This window comes from Variovorax sp. FW305-3-2-15-B-LB1 (assembly GCF_058787635.1).
This window is the reverse complement of record NZ_JBYSZY010000015.1, coordinates 51,521-72,654: the sequence shown is the minus strand read 5'-3', so window position 1 is coordinate 72,654 and position 21,134 is coordinate 51,521. Positions and strand designations below refer to the sequence as shown.

Annotated in this window: 17 protein-coding genes and 4 tRNA genes; 6 read left to right on the top strand and 15 right to left on the bottom strand. The window is 67.1% G+C overall.

Features of this window, described 5'->3' with window-relative positions:
• The first annotated feature begins 2 nt into the window (after positions 1-2).
• Entirely contained in the window at positions 3-791 is a 789-nt protein-coding gene (locus AC3WQR_RS12205) for a PA3715 family protein (protein ID WP_492742193.1), read from the top strand.
• A 15-nt stretch (positions 792-806) separates the two neighbouring features.
• On the opposite strand, the gene AC3WQR_RS12200 is transcribed toward AC3WQR_RS12205, so the two are convergent.
• The 13 genes from AC3WQR_RS12200 to AC3WQR_RS12140 all read right to left on the bottom strand — a co-directional run bounded on the left by AC3WQR_RS12200 (position 807) and on the right by AC3WQR_RS12140 (position 15,887).
• On the bottom strand, positions 807-2,123 hold the full coding sequence (locus tag AC3WQR_RS12200) for an MFS transporter (protein ID WP_492742191.1): 1,317 nt from the start codon (positions 2,121-2,123) through the stop codon (positions 807-809).
• Between the two features lie 31 nt (positions 2,124-2,154).
• Positions 2,155-2,793, bottom strand: coding sequence for a DUF6806 family protein (locus AC3WQR_RS12195; protein WP_095745079.1), 639 nt, complete (start codon positions 2,791-2,793; stop codon positions 2,155-2,157).
• A 23-nt stretch (positions 2,794-2,816) separates the two neighbouring features.
• Positions 2,817-2,908: transfer RNA gene (locus AC3WQR_RS12190), tRNA-Leu, on the bottom strand.
• Positions 2,909-3,006: 98 nt separating this feature from the next.
• Positions 3,007-3,080 (bottom strand) — tRNA-Cys (locus tag AC3WQR_RS12185).
• A 63-nt stretch (positions 3,081-3,143) separates the two neighbouring features.
• Positions 3,144-3,219, bottom strand: a tRNA-Gly gene (locus AC3WQR_RS12180).
• Positions 3,220-3,280: 61 nt separating this feature from the next.
• Entirely contained in the window at positions 3,281-5,722 is a 2,442-nt protein-coding gene (lon, locus tag AC3WQR_RS12175) for an endopeptidase La (RefSeq protein ID WP_492742190.1), read from the bottom strand.
• 15 nt (positions 5,723-5,737) lie between these two features.
• Positions 5,738-7,006 carry an ATP-dependent Clp protease ATP-binding subunit ClpX gene (gene clpX / locus AC3WQR_RS12170; RefSeq protein WP_062475840.1) on the bottom strand — a complete coding sequence of 423 codons (1,269 nt, stop codon included), beginning with the start codon at positions 7,004-7,006 and terminating at the stop codon, positions 5,738-5,740.
• 110 nt (positions 7,007-7,116) lie between these two features.
• Entirely contained in the window at positions 7,117-7,725 is a 609-nt protein-coding gene (gene clpP / locus AC3WQR_RS12165) for an ATP-dependent Clp endopeptidase proteolytic subunit ClpP (RefSeq protein WP_062475843.1), read from the bottom strand.
• A 123-nt stretch (positions 7,726-7,848) separates the two neighbouring features.
• Positions 7,849-9,162, bottom strand: a complete 1,314-nt coding sequence (gene tig / locus AC3WQR_RS12160; RefSeq protein ID WP_153284507.1) for a trigger factor — start codon at positions 9,160-9,162, stop codon at positions 7,849-7,851.
• 26 nt (positions 9,163-9,188) lie between these two features.
• Positions 9,189-9,275, bottom strand: a tRNA-Leu gene (locus AC3WQR_RS12155).
• Between the two features lie 204 nt (positions 9,276-9,479).
• Entirely contained in the window at positions 9,480-12,656 is a 3,177-nt protein-coding gene (locus tag AC3WQR_RS12150; protein WP_492742188.1) for an efflux RND transporter permease subunit, read from the bottom strand.
• Positions 12,653-13,855: an efflux RND transporter periplasmic adaptor subunit gene (locus AC3WQR_RS12145; RefSeq protein WP_139703705.1), complete on the bottom strand. Its 1,203-nt coding sequence runs from the start codon at positions 13,853-13,855 to the stop codon at positions 12,653-12,655. The genes AC3WQR_RS12150 and AC3WQR_RS12145 overlap by 4 nt, the downstream gene beginning before the upstream one ends.
• Before the next feature lie 109 nt (positions 13,856-13,964).
• Positions 13,965-15,887, bottom strand: coding sequence for a potassium transporter Kup (locus AC3WQR_RS12140; protein WP_492742186.1), 1,923 nt, complete (start codon positions 15,885-15,887; stop codon positions 13,965-13,967).
• Positions 15,888-15,966: 79 nt separating this feature from the next.
• Between AC3WQR_RS12140 and hpnC the strand changes: the two genes are divergently transcribed.
• Genes hpnC through AC3WQR_RS12120 form a run of 4 tightly spaced genes read left to right on the top strand, consistent with a single transcriptional unit; the run spans position 15,967 to position 19,319 of the window.
• Positions 15,967-16,893, top strand: a complete 927-nt coding sequence (hpnC, locus tag AC3WQR_RS12135) for a squalene synthase HpnC (RefSeq protein ID WP_492742184.1) — start codon at positions 15,967-15,969, stop codon at positions 16,891-16,893.
• On the top strand, positions 16,890-17,729 hold the full coding sequence (gene hpnD / locus AC3WQR_RS12130) for a presqualene diphosphate synthase HpnD (RefSeq protein WP_062475853.1): 840 nt from the start codon (positions 16,890-16,892) through the stop codon (positions 17,727-17,729). Before hpnC ends, hpnD begins: the two co-directional genes overlap by 4 nt.
• Before the next feature lie 19 nt (positions 17,730-17,748).
• A complete protein-coding gene (gene hpnE, locus AC3WQR_RS12125; protein ID WP_492742183.1) occupies positions 17,749-19,014 on the top strand; it encodes a hydroxysqualene dehydroxylase HpnE in 1,266 nt (421 codons plus the stop codon).
• The gene (locus tag AC3WQR_RS12120; RefSeq protein ID WP_492742182.1) at positions 19,011-19,319 is read left to right on the top strand and encodes a hypothetical protein; all 309 of its coding nucleotides are present in this window, start codon (positions 19,011-19,013) and stop codon (positions 19,317-19,319) included. The genes hpnE and AC3WQR_RS12120 overlap by 4 nt, the downstream gene beginning before the upstream one ends.
• Positions 19,320-19,337: 18 nt before the next feature.
• Here AC3WQR_RS12120 and AC3WQR_RS12115 read toward each other — a convergent pair whose 3' ends face one another.
• Complete coding sequence (locus tag AC3WQR_RS12115) at positions 19,338-19,979, bottom strand: LysE family translocator (RefSeq protein WP_492742181.1); 642 nt, start codon at positions 19,977-19,979, stop codon at positions 19,338-19,340.
• Positions 19,980-20,087: 108 nt separating this feature from the next.
• On the opposite strand from AC3WQR_RS12115, the gene AC3WQR_RS12110 reads away from it, so the two are divergent.
• On the top strand, positions 20,088-20,393 hold the full coding sequence (locus tag AC3WQR_RS12110; protein WP_492742179.1) for an NIPSNAP family protein: 306 nt from the start codon (positions 20,088-20,090) through the stop codon (positions 20,391-20,393).
• Positions 20,394-20,396: 3 nt separating this feature from the next.
• On the opposite strand, the gene AC3WQR_RS12105 is transcribed toward AC3WQR_RS12110, so the two are convergent.
• Positions 20,397-21,128, bottom strand: coding sequence for an HAD family hydrolase (locus tag AC3WQR_RS12105; RefSeq protein ID WP_492742178.1), 732 nt, complete (start codon positions 21,126-21,128; stop codon positions 20,397-20,399).
• Positions 21,129-21,134 lie beyond the last annotated feature (6 nt).

The window sequence follows — 21,134 nt, the reverse complement described above, 5'->3', positions numbered from 1 at the left end:
AAATGCGCGCCCTCTTCTTTCTGCGTCATGCACTGGTCCTGCTGGGCCTGGCCTCGGCCGCCGGCCTGAGCCACGCCGCCTGCGAAAGCGGGCTGGCCGAGCGCATGCACGCCAAGCTCTATCCGAAGCAGCCGCTCGACGAACGGTTGGCCGCCTGCAAGGTCTGGCCGGCGTTTCCCGGCCGCAGCATCGTGGTGCTGCCCATGCCGCGCGAGACCACGGACAAGGGCGCCAAGGTCTTCGACCTCGCGCTGCTGCTGATCCAGCGGCCCGACAACGGCAACACCGACCGCGACACGGTGATCGGGCGGATCTTCCTGCCCGAGGCGCTCGACGAAGACGCCACCACCTCGATCCAGGAAATCCGCGTCGACACCTCGCGCTACGTGCTGTCGCCCGACACGCGCGCCTTCGGCCTGCGCGTGCGTTACCGCGGCAACAGCACGACCTCGGGCCCGCAGGCCAGCGAGACCGTGCGCCTGTACGTGCAGCGCGGCAACAAGCTGCAGCAGGTGCTGCAGGAGATCGAGCTCGACCACGACAACGGCGGCTGGGACGCCACCTGCACCGGCCACTTCGAGAAGCTGCGCACCATGCTGTCAGTCGCCCGCACCACGAGCAACGGCTTTGCCGATCTGCAGTTGTCGCGCACGCTGGTGCAAAGCCGCGCGCAGGAACAGGAAGACCAGGGTTGCGTCGAGAAAGCGCTGCCCGCGAAGTTCAGCACCGTGACGCTGCGCTATGACGGCGAGCGCTTCAAGGTGCCCAAGTCGCTGCAGCAGGCGCCCTGAGGCACTGACCCGCCGCTATCGCGCAACAGCCTTGTCGTGCAGCGCAGCCCTGCGGCCGCGTTGCATGTCGATCGGCAGCAGCAACAACAGCCCGCCGATGAACAGCACGGCCGTCGAGAGGATCGCGATGCGCTGATTGCCGCCGGTGGCCCAGGTGATGGCGCCGAAGCTCAGCGGGCCGATGATGCTGGCCAGGCGCGTGGCGAAGGTCCAGAGCCCGAAGAACTCGGCGAGCTGCTGCGGCGGCGCAAGGTAGCCCGTCATCGCGCGCCCGGCCGACTGGCTCGAGCCCATTGCCAGCCCCGCGATGGCGGCGGCCCACCAGAAGCCGCCCTTGGTCGTGACCCATGCGGCGATCACGCACACCGCGATCCACGCGAGCAGCGTGGCGGCCAGCGACACCTTGTGGCCGATGCGGTCCTGCACGTAGCCGAAGCCGAAGGCGCCGAGCGCGGCCGCGATGTTGAGCACGAAGATCAGCACCATCGTCTCGCTCGCGACGAAGCCGATCACCTGCTCGGCGTAGATCGCGGCCAGCGTGATCGCGACCGCCACGCCGCCCTGGTAGCAGACGGTGCAGACCAGCAGCCACATGAAGTCACGGTAGGCGCGCGCCTGCTGGAAGGTGGTGCGCAATTGCCGCCAGGCGCTGTCCTGGCCGCGGCGGGCCTGGGGCACGGCGCGTTCGGGCAGCAGCGCGAAGGTAACGCAGGCGGCCACGCCATAGATCGCTGCCGTGATCAGCATCGTGACCGGCACGAAGTGCGCCGCCGGCAACCCGCGCGCCTGCGACCACAGCACGTATGCCAGACACAACCCCAGCGCCAGCATGCCGCCGACATAGCCGAAGGCCCAGCCCCAGCCGCTCACCTTGCCCATGCCTTCGGCCGTTGCCAACTCGGGCAGGAAGGCGCCGGTCAGCGACTCGCCGTAGGAATAGAAAGCATTGGAGACGATCACCAGCGCCATTGCGAGCGCGACGCCCATCGCGCCGCCCGCGAAGCCCGGCGTGAGCGCCAGAGCCGCCGTGGCGAGCACGCAGCCTGTGGTCGTCATGACCAGCACGCGCTTCTTGGCGGCGCGCAGGTCGGCCCAGGCGCCGATGGCGGGCATCGTGAGCATCACGATGGCGTACGAGGTACTGAGGGCCACGGTCCACGCGAAGGTGGCCCATGGCGCACCCTTGGCGATGCCACCCACGAAGTAGGCGGCGAACACCGCCGTGATCACGACCGTGGTGTAGCCCGAGTTCGCGAAGTCGTACATCGTCCAGCCGAACACCTCGCGCTTGCGCACGCCGGGGCGCAACGCGGAGGCTGGGAACAGGGCCATGCGGCCTTGGGACCGGGCGGTAAGGGAAAGGTCAGTGCAGGTGGCGCGGACGACGGCCACCGCCGTGACCACCACCGCTGCCGCCGCCGGCCCCACCGGCACCGCGCGGACGCTTGCCGATTTCGAGCGAGTTCACGAGCGCGTCGAAACGGTCGCTGAAGAGGCGGTCGATCTCGGCGACCACACCGCCCAGCTCGGCGCCGTCGAAGTGGCGTTCCATGAGATTGACCACGTCTTCGACCAGCAGATCGCGCTGCACCTGCATGATCGCGGCCGGGTTGGGGCCCACGAACAGCATCAGGAAGTCGTCGCGCGATTCTTCGTCGGGATCACCCTCTTCCTCGTCGAAATCGGTGTCGTAGAAGGTGACTTCGATCGCGGCACCGCGTTCGGAGAGTTCGTTCAGGCCCATGCACATCTCGTCGAGCGCCTGGCGGAAGTCTTCGTCGCCCGGCACGGTCCAGCAGATCTGCAGCGTGTGGTCCTTCTGCTCGAAGCGGATGCCGGGTTCTTCTTCGTAGGTGCTGGTGGCACCGTCGGCCAGCGATTTGGCGCCTGCGTATTTCCAGAGCGGCCGCAGCGCCTCCTGGATCTGCTCGAAGCTCACGTCCGAGCGCAGCGGCACATCGCCATGCACATGGATCTCAAATGGAGCGTTGTAGCGAGGCATCAAATACTCCCTTGTAAATATGGTGGTACCCGGAACGGGGGTCGAACCCGTATGCCCCGATTAAGGAAGCGGCGGATTTTAAGTCCGATGTGTCTACCAATTTCACCATCCGGGCCTCGGGTTGAACATCGACGATAACCCAAATGAAACAAGCCCCGGCAACGTCGGTTGGCGGGGCTTGTGTATCGGAGCCGATCGGTCTTGACGAGAGGGTGGAGGCGCGACCCGGAGTCGAACCGGGCTAGACGGATTTGCAATCCGTTGCATAACCGCTTTGCTATCGCGCCACGCTGAATAACGAAATCGAACTGCGAAAAAAAGGGAAGCTGCTTGCTTCCCTTTTTCAAAACTGGAGCGGGAAAAGAGTCTCGAACTCTCGACCTCAACCTTGGCAAGGTTGCGCTCTACCAACTGAGCTATTCCCGCGTTTCGAGCCTCAAATTATATACCAGTTTTTTGAGGCTTCACAAGTTCTGCAATCAATCGATCAATGTTTGACCGAGCCTTCGACGGCCGGCGCCGCAGCACGCTGCTTGGCCAGTTCGGCCACCGCAGCAGCCGACGCGGCCACCTCTTCGTCGGACAGCGGCTCGGGCATTTTCTCGAGCGCGATCTCGAGCACCTTGTCGATCCACTTCACCGGCACGATCTCGAGGCCGTTCTTCACGTTCTCGGGAATGTCCTGCAGGTCCTTGGCGTTCTCTTCGGGGATCAGCACGGTCTTGATGCCGCCGCGCAATGCTGCCAGCAGCTTTTCCTTCAGGCCGCCGATGGCGGTGACTTCGCCGCGCAGCGTGATCTCGCCGGTCATCGCGACGTCGGCACGCACCGGGATGCCCGTGAGCGCCGACACGAAGGCCGTCGTCATCGCCGCGCCCGCGCTCGGGCCGTCCTTGGGCGTGGCGCCGTCGGGCACGTGGATGTGGATGTCACGCTTCTCGAACACCTCGTCCTTGATGCCCAGGCGGCGCGAGCGGCTGCGGACCACGGTGCGTGCGGCCTCGACCGATTCCTTCATCACGTCGCCGAGCGAACCCGTGCGGCTGATCACGCCCTTGCCGGGCATGGTCACGGCCTCGATCGTCAGCAGGTCGCCGCCGACTTCGGTCCACGCAAGGCCGACCACCTGGCCGACCTGGTTCTGCTTCTCGGCCAGGCCGAAGCTGTACTTGCGCACGCCGAGGAACTCGCTGAGGTTCTCGCCGTCCACCGTGACCTTGGGCGTCAGTTGCTTGAGCAGCAGACCCTTCACCACCTTGCGGCAGATCTTGGACAGCTCGCGCTCGAGCGAACGCACGCCGGCTTCACGCGTGTAGTAGCGCACGATGTCGCGCACGGCGGCTTCGGTGACGGCCAGTTCATCGTCCTTCACGCCGTTGTTCTTCATTTGCTTGGGCAGCAGGTACTTGATCGCGATGTTGGTCTTCTCGTCCTCGGTGTAGCCCGAGAGGCGGATGACTTCCATGCGGTCCAGCAGCGCCGGCGGGATGTTCATCGAATTCGACGTCGCGACGAACATCACGTCGCTCAGGTCGAAGTCGACTTCCACGTAGTGGTCGCCGAAGGTGTGGTTCTGCTCGGGGTCGAGCACTTCGAGCAGAGCGCTCGACGGGTCGCCGCGGAAGTCCGTGCCCAGCTTGTCGATTTCGTCCAGCAGGAACAGCGGGTTGCGCGTGCCGATCTTGCTCAGACCCTGCAGCACCTTGCCCGGCAGTGCGCCGATGTAGGTGCGGCGGTGGCCACGGATCTCGGCTTCGTCGCGCATGCCGCCCAGCGCCATGCGCGTGTACTTGCGGCCGGTCGCTTTCGCGATCGACTGCCCCAGCGAGGTCTTGCCGACACCCGGTGGGCCCACGAGGCACAGGATGGGTGCCTTCACCTTGTCGACGCGCTGCTGCACTGCGAGGTATTCAAGGATGCGGTCCTTGACCTTCTCGAGGCCGTAGTGGTCGGCGTTGAGCACGGCCTCGGCATTGGCCAGGTCGTGCTTGATCTTGGTCTTCTTGCTCCACGGCAGGCTGATGAGCACGTCGATGTAGTTGCGCACCACCGTGGCTTCGGCCGACATGGGCGACATGAGCTTGAGCTTCTTGAGCTCGCCCTCGGCCTTCTTCAGGCCTTCCTTGGACATCTTGGCGAGCTTGATCTTCTTCTCGATCTCCTCGATGTCCGCGCCCTCTTCGCCTTCGCCGAGCTCCTTCTGGATGGCCTTGACCTGCTCGTTGAGGTAGAAGTCGCGCTGGTTCTTCTCCATCTGGCGCTTCACGCGGCCACGGATCTTCTTGTCGACGTTCAGGATGTCGACTTCGCGCTCGAGCTGGCCGAACAGGTTTTCCAGGCGCGCCTTGACGTCGTCCAAGTCGAGCACGGCCTGCTTGTTGTCCAGCTTGAGCGGCAGGTGGGCGGCGATGGTGTCGGCCAGGCGGCCGGCGTCGTCGATGCTCGAGATCGAGGTGAGGATCTCGGGCGGGATCTTCTTGTTCAGTTTGACGTACTGGTCGAACTGCTGCATCACCGCGCGGCGCAGCGCCTCGACCTCGGTGCCCTTCTCGCCGCCTTCGGGCGCCTCGACGGGCGTCACGTTGGCCGAGAAGTGCGTCTCGCCGTCATCGATGCGGTTCACGCGGGCGCGCTGCTGGCCTTCGACCAGCACCTTCACGGTGCCGTCGGGCAGCTTGAGCATCTGCAGGATGGTCGAGACGCAGCCGACCTCGAACATGTCCTCGACCGAGGGCTCGTCCTTGGCGGCGGCCTTCTGGGCCACCAGCATGATGCGGCGCTCGGCCTCCATCGCCAGCTCGAGCGCCTTGATGCTCTTCGGGCGACCCACGAAGAGCGGGATCACCATGTGGGGAAACACCACGACGTCCCGCAGCGGCAGCAGCGGCAGGTCGAGGGCTTCGGGGGGCAATGGGGTATGACCAGACATGAGCGTCCTTGTCCTTTAGGCCTTTTTCGCCGTTTCGCGGTACACGAGCAGCGGGGGCTTGTTTTCGTCGATGGTCGATTCCTCGACCACCACCTTGTCGACATTGGTCGCGTTCGGCAATTCGAACATGGTGTCGATCAGCGACTGTTCAAGGATCGAGCGCAGGCCGCGCGCACCGGTCTTGCGGGCCAGCGCCTTGCGTGCGATCGCCTTGAGCGCCGCGGGACGGATTTCGAGGTCCACGCCCTCCATCTGCAGCAGCTTGGTGAACTGCTTCACCACCGCATTCTTGGGCTCGGTCAGGATCTGCACCAGCGCGTCTTCGCTCAGTTCGGCCAGCGAGGCGACCACGGGCATGCGGCCCACGAGTTCGGGGATCAGGCCGAACTTGATCAGGTCTTCGGGCTCGACTTCGCGGAACACCTCGGTGATGCTGCGCTGGGCCTTGCTCTTCACTGCGGCGCCGAAGCCGATACCCGAGGCCTCGGTACGGTTTTCGATGACCTTCTCCAGGCCCGCAAAGGCGCCGCCGCAGATGAACAGGATGTTGGTCGTGTCGATCTGCAGGAAGTCCTGGTTCGGGTGCTTGCGCCCGCCCTGGGGCGGCACGCTGGCCATGGTGCCTTCGATGAGCTTGAGCAGCGCCTGCTGCACGCCCTCGCCCGACACGTCGCGGGTGATCGAGGGGTTGTCGGACTTGCGCGAGATCTTGTCGATTTCGTCGATGTAGACGATGCCGCGCTGGGCGCGCTCGACCTCGTAGTTGCAGCTTTGCAGCAGCTTCTGGATGATGTTCTCGACGTCTTCGCCCACGTAGCCGGCTTCGGTCAGCGTGGTGGCGTCGGCCATCACGAAGGGCACGTCGAGCATGCGCGCGAGCGTTTGCGCCAGGAGCGTCTTGCCCGAACCCGTGGGGCCGATCAAGAGGATGTTGCTCTTGCTGAGCTCGACCTCGTCGCCCTTGGTGTTCTTTTCCTTGTGGCGCAGGCGCTTGTAGTGGTTGTAGACCGCCACCGACAGCATGCGCTTGGCCGGCTCCTGGCCGATCACGTAGTTGTCGAGGTTGGTCTTGATCTCCAGCGGCGTGGGCAGGTCGCTGCGCGCGTCGCGCGCTTCCTCACCGGCCGGCAGCTCGTCACGGATGATCTCGTTGCACAGGTCGATGCATTCGTCGCAGATGAAGACCGAAGGGCCCGCGATCAGCTTCTTGACCTCATGCTGGCTCTTGCCGCAGAACGAGCAATAAAGCGTTTTTTCGCTGGAGGTGCCTTTTTTTTCGGCCATGGACTTTTGCCTCGTGACAGGGTATGGACAATGATAACTAAACAAAAACGGCGTTTCCCGTGTGGGAAACGCCGTTTTTGCCTTTTGGGCGCCCGAGGCGCCGGGCGGCATTAACCGCGCTGGGAGACGACCTGGTCGACCAGGCCGTAATCCTTGGCCTCGTCGGCGGTCAGGAAATAGTCGCGCTCGGTGTCCGACTTGACCTTTTCCAGCGGCTGGCCAGTGCGTTCGGCCAGGATGCGGTTCATCTGGTCCTTGGTGCGCAGGATGTCGCGCGCATGGATTTCGATGTCGGTGGCCTGGCCGCGTGCGCCGCCGAGCACCTGGTGGATCATGATCTTGGAGTTGGGCAGCGAGAAACGCTTGCCCTTCTCGCCGGCCGCCAGCAGGAAGGCGCCCATGCTGGCCGCGAAGCCCAGGCACATGGTCGACACCGACGGCTTGATGAACTGCATCGTGTCGTAGATCGCCATGCCGGCGCTCACGCTGCCGCCCGGGGAGTTGATGTAGAACGAAATGTCCTTGTCCGGGTTCTCGCTCTCGAGGAACAGCAACTGGGCCACCACGAGGTTGGCGGTCTGGTCGTTGACCTCGCCCACCAGGAAGATGATGCGTTCCTTGAGGAGACGCGAGTAGATGTCATACGACCGCTCGCCGCGGCCCGACTGCTCGACGACCATCGGGATCATGCCGAGGCCTTGAATTTCCTGTGCGCTCATGAATTTGCTCTCCGGAAAATGGATTCGTTCGCTCTGATTGAACTGTACGCCTGAGTGAAATGGGGCTCGTGCCGCAAAGCACAAGCCCCATCGGCGTTGCTGCATGCAGCGACGGAAACCAGCTTACTGCTGCTGCGCCATCAGTTCGTCGAACGACACCGACTTTTCGTTGACCTTGGCCTTGCCCAGCACGAAGTCGGTCACGTTGTTCTCGATGACCACGGCTTCGACTTCCGCCAGGCGGTTGTTGTCGCTGAAGTACCAGCGCACGACGTCTTGCGGCTTCTCGTAGCTGGCGGCCAGCTCGTCGATGTGGGCCTTGATCTGCTCGGGCTTGGCCTGCAGTTCGTTGGCACGCACCAGCTCGGCGACCACGAGGCCCAGGCGCACGCGGCGCTCGGCTTGCGGGCGGAACACTTCTTCGGGGATCGGGGCCTTGTCGGCGTCCTTGATGCCGCGCTGCTTGAGCTCGGCGCGGGCGCCTTCGATCATGCGGGCGACTTCCGACTGCACGCTGGCGTTCGGCAGGTCGAGTTCGGCGTTGGCCACCAGGGCGTCCATCACGGCGTTCTTGTTGCGGGCCAGCAGGCGGAACTTCACTTCGCGCTCGAGGTTGCGCTTGATGTCGGCGCGCAGGCCTTCCACGGTGGCTTCGGCGATGCCGAGCGACTTGGCCAGCTGTTCGTTGACTTCGGGCAGGTGCGAAGCTTCGATCTTCTTCACGGTGACCATGAAGTCGGCTTGCTTGCCGGCCACGTCCTTGCCGTGGTAATCGGCCGGGAACGACAGCGGGAAGGTGCGGCTGTCGCCGGACTTCATGCCGCGCACGGCATCTTCGAATTCCTTGAGCATCTGGCCTTCGCCGACGACGAACTGGAAGTCTTCGGCCTTGCCGCCCTGGAAGGGCTCGCCGTCGATCTTGCCTTCGAAGTCGACCGTCACGCGGTCGTTGTCTTCGGCCACGGCGTCTTGGGCGCGCTGGGCGAAGGTGCGGCGCTGCTTGCGCAGGATGTCCAGGGTCTTGTCGATGGCTTCGTCACCGACTTCGGCCGACAGCTTCTCGACTTCAGCGCCCGACAGGTCGTTGATCTTGACTTCGGGGAACACTTCGAAGACCGCGTCGAAGGCGAGCTGGCCTTCGGGCGACTCTTCCTTCTCGGTAATGCGGGGCTGGCCGGCGACGCGCAGCTTGGCTTCGTTGGCGGCTTGCGAGAAGGCCTCGCCGACCTTGTCGTTCATGACTTCGTAGTGCACCGAGTAGCCGTAGCGCTGGGCCACGACGTTCATCGGCACCTTGCCGGGACGGAAGCCGTCCATCTTGACGGTGCGCGCGAGCTTCTTGAGGCGCGAATCGACTTCGTTCTGGATGGTGCCGACCGGCAGGGTCAGCGTGATCTTGCGTTCGAGCTTCTCGAGAGTTTCAACGTTCACGGTCATGGTGTCTTCCTTGTGAGGGGTGTGGCTGGTGCGCGGGGCCGGACTCGAACCGGCACGTTCTTGCGAACGTCAGGACCTAAACCTGGTGCGTCTACCAATTTCGCCACCCGCGCGATGCCAAATTTCAGGTGAATGCAAAGGCGGACGGCCTCGGCGCTGCGGAAAACCGCTGGCCCAAGACCGTCCGCCTGAAATCGGTCAACCGCGCATTTTAAACGCAAGAATGGGGGCCTTCCGGCTTCCCCCTTTGGGGGATTTCACCCACTCTCGCGCAAGGGATACGGGCCGCGCGACAACGGCCCCTGAAAAGCGCCTTTTCAGGCGGCAGCGGTTTGCGGCTCCCGCTTGATGCGGAAGGCCGCGGCGTACATCGCCGGCAGCGCGAGCAGGGTCAGCACGGTGGCCACGATCAACCCGCCCATGATGGCCACGGCCATCGGCCCCCAGAACACGCTGCGCGACAGCGGGATCATCGCCAGCACCGCCGCCGCGGCGGTCAGCACGATGGGGCGCAGGCGCCGCACGGCCGACTCGACGATCGCGTCCCAGGCCGGCACGCCGGCGGCGCGGTCGAGCTCGATCTGGTCGATCAGGATCACGGCGTTGCGCTGGATCATGCCCATCAGCGCGATCACGCCGAGCAGCGCCACAAAGCCGAAGGGCCGGTTCAGCAGCAGCAGCGCGGCGGCCACGCCGGCGATGCCCATCGGGCCGGTGATGAACACCAGCAGCGAGCGGCTGAAGCTGTGCAGCTGCAGCATCAGCAGCGTGAACACCAGGAACAGCATGATCGGCACGCCCGCCACGATCGAGGCCGAGCCCTTGCTGCTTTCTTCCACGGCGCCCGCCACCTCGATGCGGTAGCCGCCCTGCCCGGCCGCATGCCAGCCGGCTTCGAGCTGACGCAGCTTCGGCAGCAGCTGCTCGGTCACGGTGGCGCCCTGCAGGCCTTCCACCACGTCGCCCTGCACGGTGATCGCGTAGTCGCGGTTCTCGCGCCACATCACGCCGGGCTCCCAGGTGAACACCGGCCGGGCGATCTGCGTGAGCGGGATCGAACGGCCCGTGGTCGTCGGGATGTAGGCATTGCCGATGTCCGAAATCGCCTCGCGCTCGTCGGCCGACTGGCGCAGCACGATGTCGATCAGCAGGTCGTTCTCGCGGTACTGGCCGACCGTGGTGCCGCTGAACATGGTGCGCGAAGCCTGGGCGATGGCCTGGCTGGTCACGCCGAGCGCACGCGCCTTGGCCTGGTCGATTTCGAGGCGGATCACCTTGACCGACTCGTTCCAGTTGTCGTTCACGCCGCGCATGTTGGGGCTCTCGCGCAGCACGGCCTTCACCTCGTCGGCGCGGGCGCGCAGCTGGGCGGGCTCGGTGCCGATCACGCGGAACTGCACCGGGTACGGCACCGGCGGGCCGTTGGGCAGCAGCTTGACGCGGCCGCGCACCTCGGGGAATTCCTCGGCCAGCAGGGCGGGCAGGCGCAGGCGCAGGCGCTCGCGCACCTTCAGGTCCTGTGCCAGCACGATGAGCTGCGACACGTTGGTCTGCGGAAACACCTGGTCCAGCGGCAGGTAGAAGCGCGGCACGCCGGAGCCGATCCAGGTGCTGACGGTCTTCACGCCCTCTTCCTTCATCACGCGCTGCTCGACGCGCTTGGCCACTTCTTCGTTGGCGGCGAACGAGGTGCCTTCGGGGAACCAGATGTCCACCATGATCTCGGGCCGGCTCGAATCGGGGAAGAACTGCTGCTGCACCTTGCCCATGCCGACGATGCCGAGCGCAAAGATCAGCACGGTGGCGCCGATGGTCAGCCAGCGGTGCTGCACGCACCAGTTCACGGCGCGGCGGAAGCTGTTGTAGAACGGCGTGTCGAACAGCTCGTGCGGCGGCGCGTCAGGGTCGTGCGGCTTCACCTTGAGCAGCAGCGTGCCCAGGTACGGCACGAAGTACACCGACACGATCCACGACAGCACCAGCGCGATCACCGTCACCGCGAAGATTGCGAAGGTGTATTCGCCCGTCACCGACTTGGCGATGCCGATCGGCAGGAAGCCCGCCGCCGTGATGAGCGTGCCCGTGAGCATCGGCTTGGCCGTGACGTCGTAGGCGAAGGTGGCGGCGCGGACCTTGTCGTAGCCCTCCTCCATCTTCCGCACCATCATCTCGACCGCGATGATCGCGTCGTCCACCAGGAGGCCGAGCGCGATGATCAGCGACCCCAGCGATATCTTGTGCAGCCCGATGCCGAAGTAGTTCATGGCCAGGAAGGTCACGGCCAGCACCAGCGGAATGGTGATGGCCACCACCAGCCCCGGGCGCATGTCGATGTACCAGCCGAAGCGCCCGCCCTTGTGCAGGCCGAGCGCGATGATGCTCACGGCCAGCACGATGGCCACGGCCTCGATGAGCACGCCCACGAATTCGTTGACCGAGCTGGCCACCGACACCGGTTGGTCTTGCACCTGCGCCAGCTTCACGCCGGCCGGCAGGCGCTGGTCGATGGTGGCGGTGGTGGCCTTCAGCGCCTTGCCCAGCGCGATGATGTCGCCGCCCTTGGCCATCGACACACCGAGCGCGATCACTTCCTTGCCCTGGTGGTGCACCTTGACGGCCGGCGGATCGACATACCCGCGGCGGATCTCGGCGATGTCGCCGAGCTTGATCTGGTTGCCCGAGCTGCCGCGGATCGGCATCTCGCGCAGCTGCTCCACGCTGGTGAACTGGCCGCCCACGCGCACCTGCACCACGTCCAGCGGCGACTGGATCGTGCCGGCGCTTTCGACCGCGTTCTGCGAGCCGAGCTGGGCCAGCACGGCGTTGAAGTCGAGCCCCAGCTGGGCCAGGCGCTTCTGCGAGATCTCGATGAAGACTTTTTCGTCCTGCACGCCGAACTGGTCGACCTTGGCCACGTCCTTCACGCGCAGCAGCTGCTGGCGCACGTCGTCGGCCAGCGTCTTGAGCTCGGCGTAGCTGAAGCCTTCGCTTTCCAGTGCGTAGATCACGCCGTAGACGTCGCCGAAGTCATCATTGAAGAACGGCCCCTGCACACCCGCGGGCAAGGTGCCGCGCATGTCGCCGATCTTCTTGCGCACCGTGTACCAGACGTTGGCCACCTCGGCGGCCTTCGACGAGTCCTTGATCTGGAAAATGATCTGCGACTCGCCCGGCTTGGAGTAGCTGCGGATCTTGTCGGCGTACGGCGCTTCCTGCAGCGTGCGCTCCAGCTTGTCGGTGACCTGCTCGGCCACCTGCTGCGCGGTGGCGCCGGGCCAGTAGGTGCGCACCACCATGGCACGGAAGGTGAACGGCGGGTCTTCGTCCTGGCCGAGCTGGAAGTACGCGAAGGCGCCCAGCACCATCAGCACCACCATCAGGTAGCGCGTGAGGGGCGCGTGGTCCAACGCCCATTTGGAAAGATTGAAGCCGGGCGACTTGTACTCAGACTCAGGCGCCGGGGTTGTCGCGGGGGTCGCTGGGCCTTCCGTCATTTGGCGGCACCCGTTGCGATCTCCTTCTTCGTCGCGGCCACGGCCTCGACGGCCTGCTGCTTCGCCTGCGCCTGTTGCTGGCCATTGGCGGCGGCCGCCATGGCCTCCTTCGATTGGTAGATGGTGACCTTCTGCCCCGGCGACAGCACGTGCACGCCCGCGGCCACGACCATCATTCCGGTCGACAGGCCCGATCCGATCACCGCTTCATTGCCGTCGGCCGTGACCACCTGCACCGGCTGCGAGCGCACGGTCATGCTGTCCTTGTCGAGCACCCAGACCGCCGAGCCCTTGCCTTCCTGGCGCAGCGCGCTGGTCGGCAGCTTGATCACCGCGACGTCGGTGCGGGCCAGCGCCTGCGGCCGGGCATAGACGGTGGCGCCGAGCGCCGGCGAGGTCGCGGCGTCGATCGACACCTTGACCGAGTAGGTGCGCGTGACCGCGTCGGCACTGGCCGCCACCTCGCGCACCTGGCCCTGCAGCACCTCGCCGCCGGACCAGCCGCGCACCGCGACCGGCGAGCCGGGCTTGATCAGCGCGGCGCGGTCTTCAGGCACCGCGAACACCACGTCGCGCGCGCCGTCCTGGGCGATGCGCACGACCGGCGTGCCGGCCTGCACCACCTGGCCCGGCTCGGCCTCGATGGCGGTGATGATGCCCGCCACGTCGGCCACCAGCGTCGTGTAGCTGGCCTGGTTGCCTTGCGAGGCCAGCTGCGCCTGCGCCTGTTCAAGCTGGGCCTGCGCGGCCTTCCAGGTGGTTTCGCGGCGTTCCAGTTCGGCACCGCTGATGAAGTTCTGCGATCGCAGCTCGGTGTAGCGCTTGAGGTCGGCGGCCGCGAGGTCGCGGTTGGTCAGCGCGGCGGCCTGCTGGGCGCGGGCGGCCTCGGCGGCCAGGCGGTAGTCCTGCGGATCGAGCTGGGCCAACACCTGGCCGGCCTGCACGTGCTGGCCGAGCTCGGCCTGGCGGCGGATGATCTTGCCCGCCACCCGGAAGCCCAGGCGCGATTCGACCCGGGCCCGCACCTCGGCCGAGAACTCGGGCTGGGCGTCGTAGTCGCTGGTGCCGACGGTCACGAACTTGACCGCCCTCACGGGCTCCTGGGCGGGCGGTTTCGGCGAACAGCCGGCCAGAAAGATGGCGGGAAGCAGCAGCCAGGCGGCGCTGCGGGCACGGAGTGAGGCGGCGGAGGCGGTCATGAGACACCCAAGAAGAGAGGAACCGGGTCATTAATGACCCACCGGTTAGTAATCTAGGGTAAACGTTAAACAGTGTCAATGACCCGCCGGTCAGTTGACCCTGTTCACGCTAAGTTCTCTGCCCCATCTCTACCAACCGGTTGTCGGGGAGCTCGAAGTAATCGGATGCCCGGCCCGCGTTGCGCTGCAGCCAGCCGAACAGCACCCGTCGCACCGGGTTCATGCCCGGCAGGTTCTCCTCGCCCACCGAGGCGCGGGAGACGAAGTACGAGGTCTTCATCGAATCGATGGCCAGGGTCTTCTGGTAGGCCAGGATGCGGATGAACTCGGGCACGTCGGCCCGCTCCATGAAGCCGTGGCGCGCCGTGACCACCCAGATGCCGGCCATCAGCTGCTCGGCCTCGATGCGCAGGCGCGCGTCCACGCGCGGCGTGTCGCACGAGAGCACGCGCAGCACGATCACCTGCTCGTGCAGCACCTGGTTGTGCTTGAGGTTGTGCAGCAGCGCGTGCGGCACCGCCGTGGCGTCGGGGTTCAGGAACACGGCCGTGCCGCTCACCCGGTGCGGCATGTTCAGCGCCAGCGACTCGACGAAGGGGCGCAGCGGCAGGCTGTCGGCCGCCGCCGCTTCCAGGCCCAGGCGCCGGCCCTTGGCCCAGGTGGTGAACAGCACCATCACCCCGGCCGCCACCGCCAGCGTGAGCCAGCCGCCCTCGGCCACCTTCAGGCTGTTGGACACCACGAAGGTCAGGTCGACCGCCGCGAAGGCCGCCACGCCGACCACCACCGCCACCTTGTTCCAGCGCCACAGGCCCCAGGCCACGATGCCGGCCAGCAATGTGGTCGTCACCATCGTGATCGACACCGCGATGCCATACGCCGCCGACAGCGCGCCCGAGCTGCGGAAGCCCAGCACCAGCAGCAGCACGCCGACCATCAACAACCAGTTGACCGCGGGCACGTAGATCTGCCCGATGGCCGTGCCCGAGGTCTGCACCACGCGCATGCGCGGCAGGTAGCCCATGCGCATCGCCTGCGCGGTGAGCGAGAAGGCGCCCGAGATCACTGCCTGCGACGCGATCACCGTGGCCATGGCGGCCAGCACCACCATCGGCAGCACGCCCCACGACGGAAAGAGCCGGAAGAACGGGTTGTCGATGGCCGCCGGGTTCGCCAGCACCAGCGCGCCTTGCCCGAAGTAGTTGAGCACCAGCCCCGGCAGCGCGATGAAGAGCCACGCGAGACGGATCGGCCTGGCGCCGAAGTGCCCCATGTCGGCATACAGCGCCTCCCCGCCCGTGAACGCCAGGAACACCGCGCCCAGCACGGCCAGCGACTGCGCCCGGTGCTCGACCAGGAAGCCCACTGCCCGGCGCGGGTCGAGCGCCGCCAGCACCTGCGGCTGCTGCAGCACCTGCCACAGCCCTGCCACGCCCAGCACCAGGAACCACAGCAGCATCACCGGCCCGAAGATCCTGCCGACCACGCCGGTGCCCTTCTTCTGCACCATGAACAGCCCGACGAGGATGGCCAACGTGATCGGGATCACCACGCGCTGCAGCACCGGCGCCTGCACCTCCAGGCCCTCCACCGCCGACAGCACCGAGATCGCCGGCGTGATGAGGCTGTCGCCGTAGAACATGGCCGCGCCCACCAGGCCCAGAACCCCGATCCCGCGCCACACCCAGGGCCGGGTCTTCGGGCCGGAAACGGCGTTGCGCGCCAGCGCCTGCAGTGCCAGGATGCCGCCTTCGCCATCGTGGTCGGCGCGCAGCACGAACACCACGTACTTGAGCGTCACCACGAACATCAGGCCCCAGAAGATCAGCGAGAGCAGGCCCAGCACCGCGTCGGGCGAGAACGGCACGCCGTGCTCGGGGTTCATCGTTTCCTTGAAGGCGTACAGCGGCGAGGTGCCGATGTCGCCGAAGACGACGCCCAGCGCCGCGATCATCAAACCGGGCCCGGCCGCGTGTGCCGTGTCGCCCGAAGCGGGAAGCGAGGTCCCGGAAGCCGCGGCAGTTGCTTTCATCGTCATGGGCGAAAGAGAGATGGAAAGTGGCGACGCCGCCAGCATAGTGCCCGGACATGACGTCGCCGACAATCGTGGCGTGTCCGCCACTCCTCCCGCCAATCCCCGTCATGCCGCCGCGCCGGCGCACTACGAAAACTTCCCCGTGGCCTCCTGGCTGTGCCCGCAGCACCTGCGCCCGCCCATCGCCGCGATCTACCACTTCGCGCGCACCGCCGACGACATCGCCGACGAGGGCGACGCCTCGCCCGATGCGCGCCTGGCCGAGCTGCGCGCCTACCGCGAGGAACTGGCCGCCGCCGCACGCGGCGACGCGTTGCCCGACTCGCGCTGGCCCCACGTGTTCGGCCCGCTGGCCTGGGCCATCGCCCAGTACCGCCTGCCCGAAGACCTGCTCGCCGACCTGCTCAGCGCCTTCATGCAGGACATCGAGAAGACCCGCGACCGCGGCACCTACGCCGACCGCGCCGAGCTGCTCGACTACTGCCGCCGCTCCGCCAACCCGGTCGGCCGGCTGCTGCTGCACCTGTACGGCGTGACCGATGCGCAGGCGCTGGCCCAGAGCGACGCCATCTGCAGCGCGCTGCAACTCATCAACTTCTGGCAGGACCCGAGCGTCGACCTGCCGCGCGGGCGCTTCTACTTTCCGCGCACCGACTGCGCGCGGCGCGGCCTGACGTCCGAGCATTTCAAGGTCTTCGCGCCGCTGTCTTCCGCGCCGCCGCCGCAGGAAGCTATCAATCTGATAGCGGTGGTGGCCTTCTGGGCGCGCGAGCTCATGACCGAGGGCGCCCCGCTCGTGCACCGCCTGCCGGGCCGCGTGGGCTGGGAGCTGCGCCTGGTCGTGCAGGGTGGCCTGCGCATCCTGGACAAGATCGAGGACCTGGGCTTCGACACCTTCACGCAGCGCCCTACCGTCGGCAAGGCCGACGCGCCCGTGCTGCTCTGGAAGGCATGGCGGATGCGGAGACAATCACGGCCCATGAAAGCAGCGCCTCCCCGATGAATCCCGAGCAATACGTGCAAGACAAGGCCGCCGCTTCGGGCAGCAGTTTCTATTACGCCTTCCTGTTCCTGCCCAAGCCGCGGCGCGCCGCGATCACGGCTTTTTATGCCTTCTGCCGCGAAGTCGACGACGTGGTCGACGAGGTCTCCGACCCCGGCGTGGCTGCCACCAAGCTCGCCTGGTGGCGCACCGAGGTTGCCCAGGCCTTCGCCGGCACGCCGCGCCATCCGGTCATGCAGGCGCTCATGCCGCATGCCGCCACCTACGGCATCGAGGCGCGCCAGCTCAACGAGGTGATCGACGGCTGCCAGATGGACCTGGACCAGACCCGCTACCTCGACTTTCCCGGCCTCGCGCGCTACTGCCACCTCGTGGCCGGCGTGGTCGGCGAAGTCGCGGCGCGCATCTTCGGCCAGACCGATCCGCAGACCACCGCCTACGCCCACAAGCTCGGCCTGGCGCTGCAGCTGACCAACATCCTGCGCGACGTCGGCGAAGACGCGCTGCGCGGTCGCATCTACCTGCCCGTCAACGAGCTGCAGCAGTTCGACGTGAAGGCGCACGAGATCCTGAACCGCGTGCACTCCGACCGTTTTGTCGCGCTCATGAAGTTCCAGGCCCAGCGCGCCCACGCCGCCTACGACGAAGCGCTGGCCCTGCTGCCGCTGGCCGACCGCCGCACGCAGAAGCCCGGCCTGATGATGGCCAGCATCTACCGCACGCTGTTGCGCGAGATCGAGCGCGACGACTTCCAGGTACTGAACCAGCGCATCAGCCTGACGCCCGTGCGCAAGTTCTGGCTGGCCTGGAAAGTCCAGGCGCTGGGCCGGATATGACGCCCCACCCTTCGTGCCCATGAGGCTCGCCGTCATCGGCGCCGGCTGGGCCGGCCTGGCCTGCGCCGTCGAGGCCACGCGCCTCGGGCACGCCGTCACCCTGTTCGAAGCCGCGCCGATGGCCGGTGGACGCGCGCGGCGGGTCGATCACATGCACGGCATGGCGCTGGACAACGGCCAGCACATCCTGATCGGCGCCTACACCGCCACGCTGGCGCTCATGCGCGACGTGGGGGTCGACGTCGACACCGCCCTGCAGCGCCTGCCGCTGTCGTTGCGCTTTGCCGACGGCGGCGGGCTGCAGATGCCCGCGGGCCGGCCGCCGCCGCTCGACCTGCTCATCGGCATCTTCACCGCGCGCGGCTGGAGCTGGCGCGACAAGGCCGCGCTGCTGGCCACCGCCGTGCGCTGGCGCCTCGCGGGCTTTCGCTGCGCGCCCGGCACCAGCGTCGCCACGCTGTGCGCCGGCCTCACGCCGCGCGTGATGCACGAACTCATCGAGCCGCTGTGCGTCTCGGCGCTCAACACGCCCGTGCCGCAATCGAGCGGCCAGGTGTTCCTGCGCGTGCTGCACGACGCGCTGTTCAGCGGGCGCGGCGGCGCCGACCTGCTGCTGCCGCGCGTGGACCTCGGCGCCCTGCTGCCCGATGCCGCGCTGGCGTGGCTCGCGCGGCACGGCGCCACCGCGCACATCGGCCACCGCGTGCGCGCCATCGCGCCCGAGGGCGACCGGTGGCGCGTCGATGACGAGCTCTTCGACCAGGCCGTGCTGGCCTGCGCCCCCTGGGACGCCGCACGTCTCGTGCGTGCCACCGGCCTGCCGGCCGCTTCGCGCTGGTGCAACGTCACCGAATCGCTGCGCTTCGAGGCGATTGCCACGGTCTACGTACGCGACGCCGCGCCGCTGGCCGAACCAATGCTCGCGCTGCGCAGCCAGCCGGGCAGCGCACCGGCCCAGTTCGTGTTCGACCGCGGCCAGCTCGGTGGACCAGAAGGCGTGCTCGCCTTCGTCGTGAGCGCCAACGAGACGCCGCGCGAGACGCTCGAAAAACAGGTGCTCGCCCAGGCCGGCACGCAGCTCGGCCAACCGGGGCTGACGCCGATCCAGACCGTGGTCGAGAAGCGCGCCACCTTCGCCTGCACGCCCGGCTTGGCCCGCCCGCCGGCCGCCATCACGCCGGGGCTGCAGGCCTGCGGCGACTACACCGAAGGCCCTTATCCCGCCACGCTCGAAGGTGCGGTCCTCAACGGACTGGCCGTCGCGCGCGCACTTGCCACCCCATGACCACGACCCTGCGCTACCTGGATTTCGACTACAGCGAAGACACCGAAGACCACGGCACCTTCGACGCCATGGCCTCGACCCCGCCCGAGCGCACGCCCGAGGTGGAAGCCGAGATCGCGCAAGTGCTGGCCTGGGCCGAGGCCACCTTCCCCGGTGCGCGCGGCGCGCTCGACGACGGTGCGGTGTGGGACTGCGACGTGCAGCGCACGCGGGAAGACAACCCGCGCCTGGACACCCTCACGCTCTCGCTCAGCGGCACCGCCGACTTCTGCGCGGCGCTGCGCGAGCACTTCGGGCTCGACTGAAAAAAGTCGAAGGCTTTCTCAGGCGGTCTTGTTGCGCAGGCGCAGCAGGCTCAACCCCAGCAGCACGAAGGCGCCGCCCGACACGCGGTTGAACAGCTGCGCGCGCTTGGGGTTCGCGAACTGCTTCTTCAGCAGGCGCGCCAACAGCACGTACGAACCATGCGCCAGCACCGAGCCGGCCGCGAAGGTCGTGGTGAGCACGGCGAACTGCGTGAGGATCGGCGCGTCGTGCGTGAGGAACTGCGGGAACAGCGCCGAGAAGAACAGGATGCCCTTCGGGTTGGTCAGCGCCACCGTCACGCCATGCCCGAACAGCCGGCGCGCGGAACGCGAAGGCGCCGGCGCGGCCGACGGTTGCAGCTCGGCGAACACGCTCGTGCGGCTGCGCCACTGCCGGATGCCCAGGTACACGAGGTAGCCCGCGCCTGCCACCTTCAGCACCATGAAGGCCGTGGCCGAGGTGTTGAGCACCACGCCCAGTCCGCCCATCGCGGCGGCCGAGACCAGGAAGAGCCCGCAGGCGTTGCCCAGCGAGCTGATCATCGCGCGGCGCGGGCCGACGGTGATGGCGTTGGAGACCGTGAGCAGCACGGCCGGGCCGGGCGTGAAGGCGACGAGCAGGGTCACGCCGCAAAAGAGGAGCCAGGTGGAGAGATGCATGGAAGGGAATTCGCGCGAAAGCAGTGGAAGAAGGCCGTCGCAAAACTATAGTCCGGGCAGCCGCGCGCCGCTCGGGCCGCGCCGATAGTCCCCTGACATTCCTCACCCATGATCACCTGCTACCTGCGCTACATCGTCGATCCCTTCAAGCTCAAGGAATTGGAGCACTACGGCAAGCTCTGGATTCCGCTGGTCGAGAAGTTCGGCGGCCAGCACCACGGCTACTTCCTGCCGTCCGAAGGCGCGAACAACGTGGCGCTGGCGATGTTCAGCTTCCCGAGCCTGGCCGCGTACGAAACCTACCGGGCCGACTCGATGCAGGACGCCGACTGCCAGGCCGCCTTCCGCTACGCCGAAGAGACCCGCTGCATCGTCAGCTACGAACGCAGCTTTTTCCGCCCCGTGTTCCGCTGAGGTTCAGGCGCCCAGCGCGATGCACAGCGCGTGCAGGTTGGGCACGATCAGCTGCGGACGCGCGCCGTGCTCCCACGGCCGCTCGTCGCGCACCAGCCAGGCGGCCTGCATGCCGGCGTTGAGCGCGCCCACCACGTCGAGCGCGGCGTCGTCGCCCACGTGCAGCACGTCCTTGGGCAGTAGGCCGACCGAGGCCGCCGCGGCGCGGAAGATCGGCGCGTGCGGCTTGCCGCTGCCGAAGGTGCGCGCATTGAAGGCGGTGCGGAACCACCGGCCGACGCCGGTCTTGTGGAGGTCGGCGTTGCCGTTCGACACCGCCACCAGCGGGTAGCGCTCGCTGAGCCACTTGAGCGCCGGCAGCGCGTCGTCGTACAGCATGACGCGGTGGCGCTCTTCGAAGAAGGCATCGAAGGCCGGGTCGGCCAGCGCCGGGTCTTCGCCCGCGCGCACGAGCGCCGTGCGGATCGACTCGCGGCGCAGCGCGCTCAGGTCGTGCGCGAGGTCGGAGCGCTCCTTGGCGGTGGCTTCGCGCAGCTCGCGCAGCACGCCCGGCGTGAGCAGCAGCGAGGCCGTCTTGGGCGCCTCGCGCAGCAGCCATTCGTGCAGCACGCGCTCGGCACGCTCGATGGTCGGCCAGATCGGCCACAGGGTGTCGTCGAGGTCGAGCGTGATCGCCGAGATGCGCGAGATGTCGAGCGGCGTGGCGCCGCCGGGCGCCGGGGAAGCGGAAGTCATGCCCGA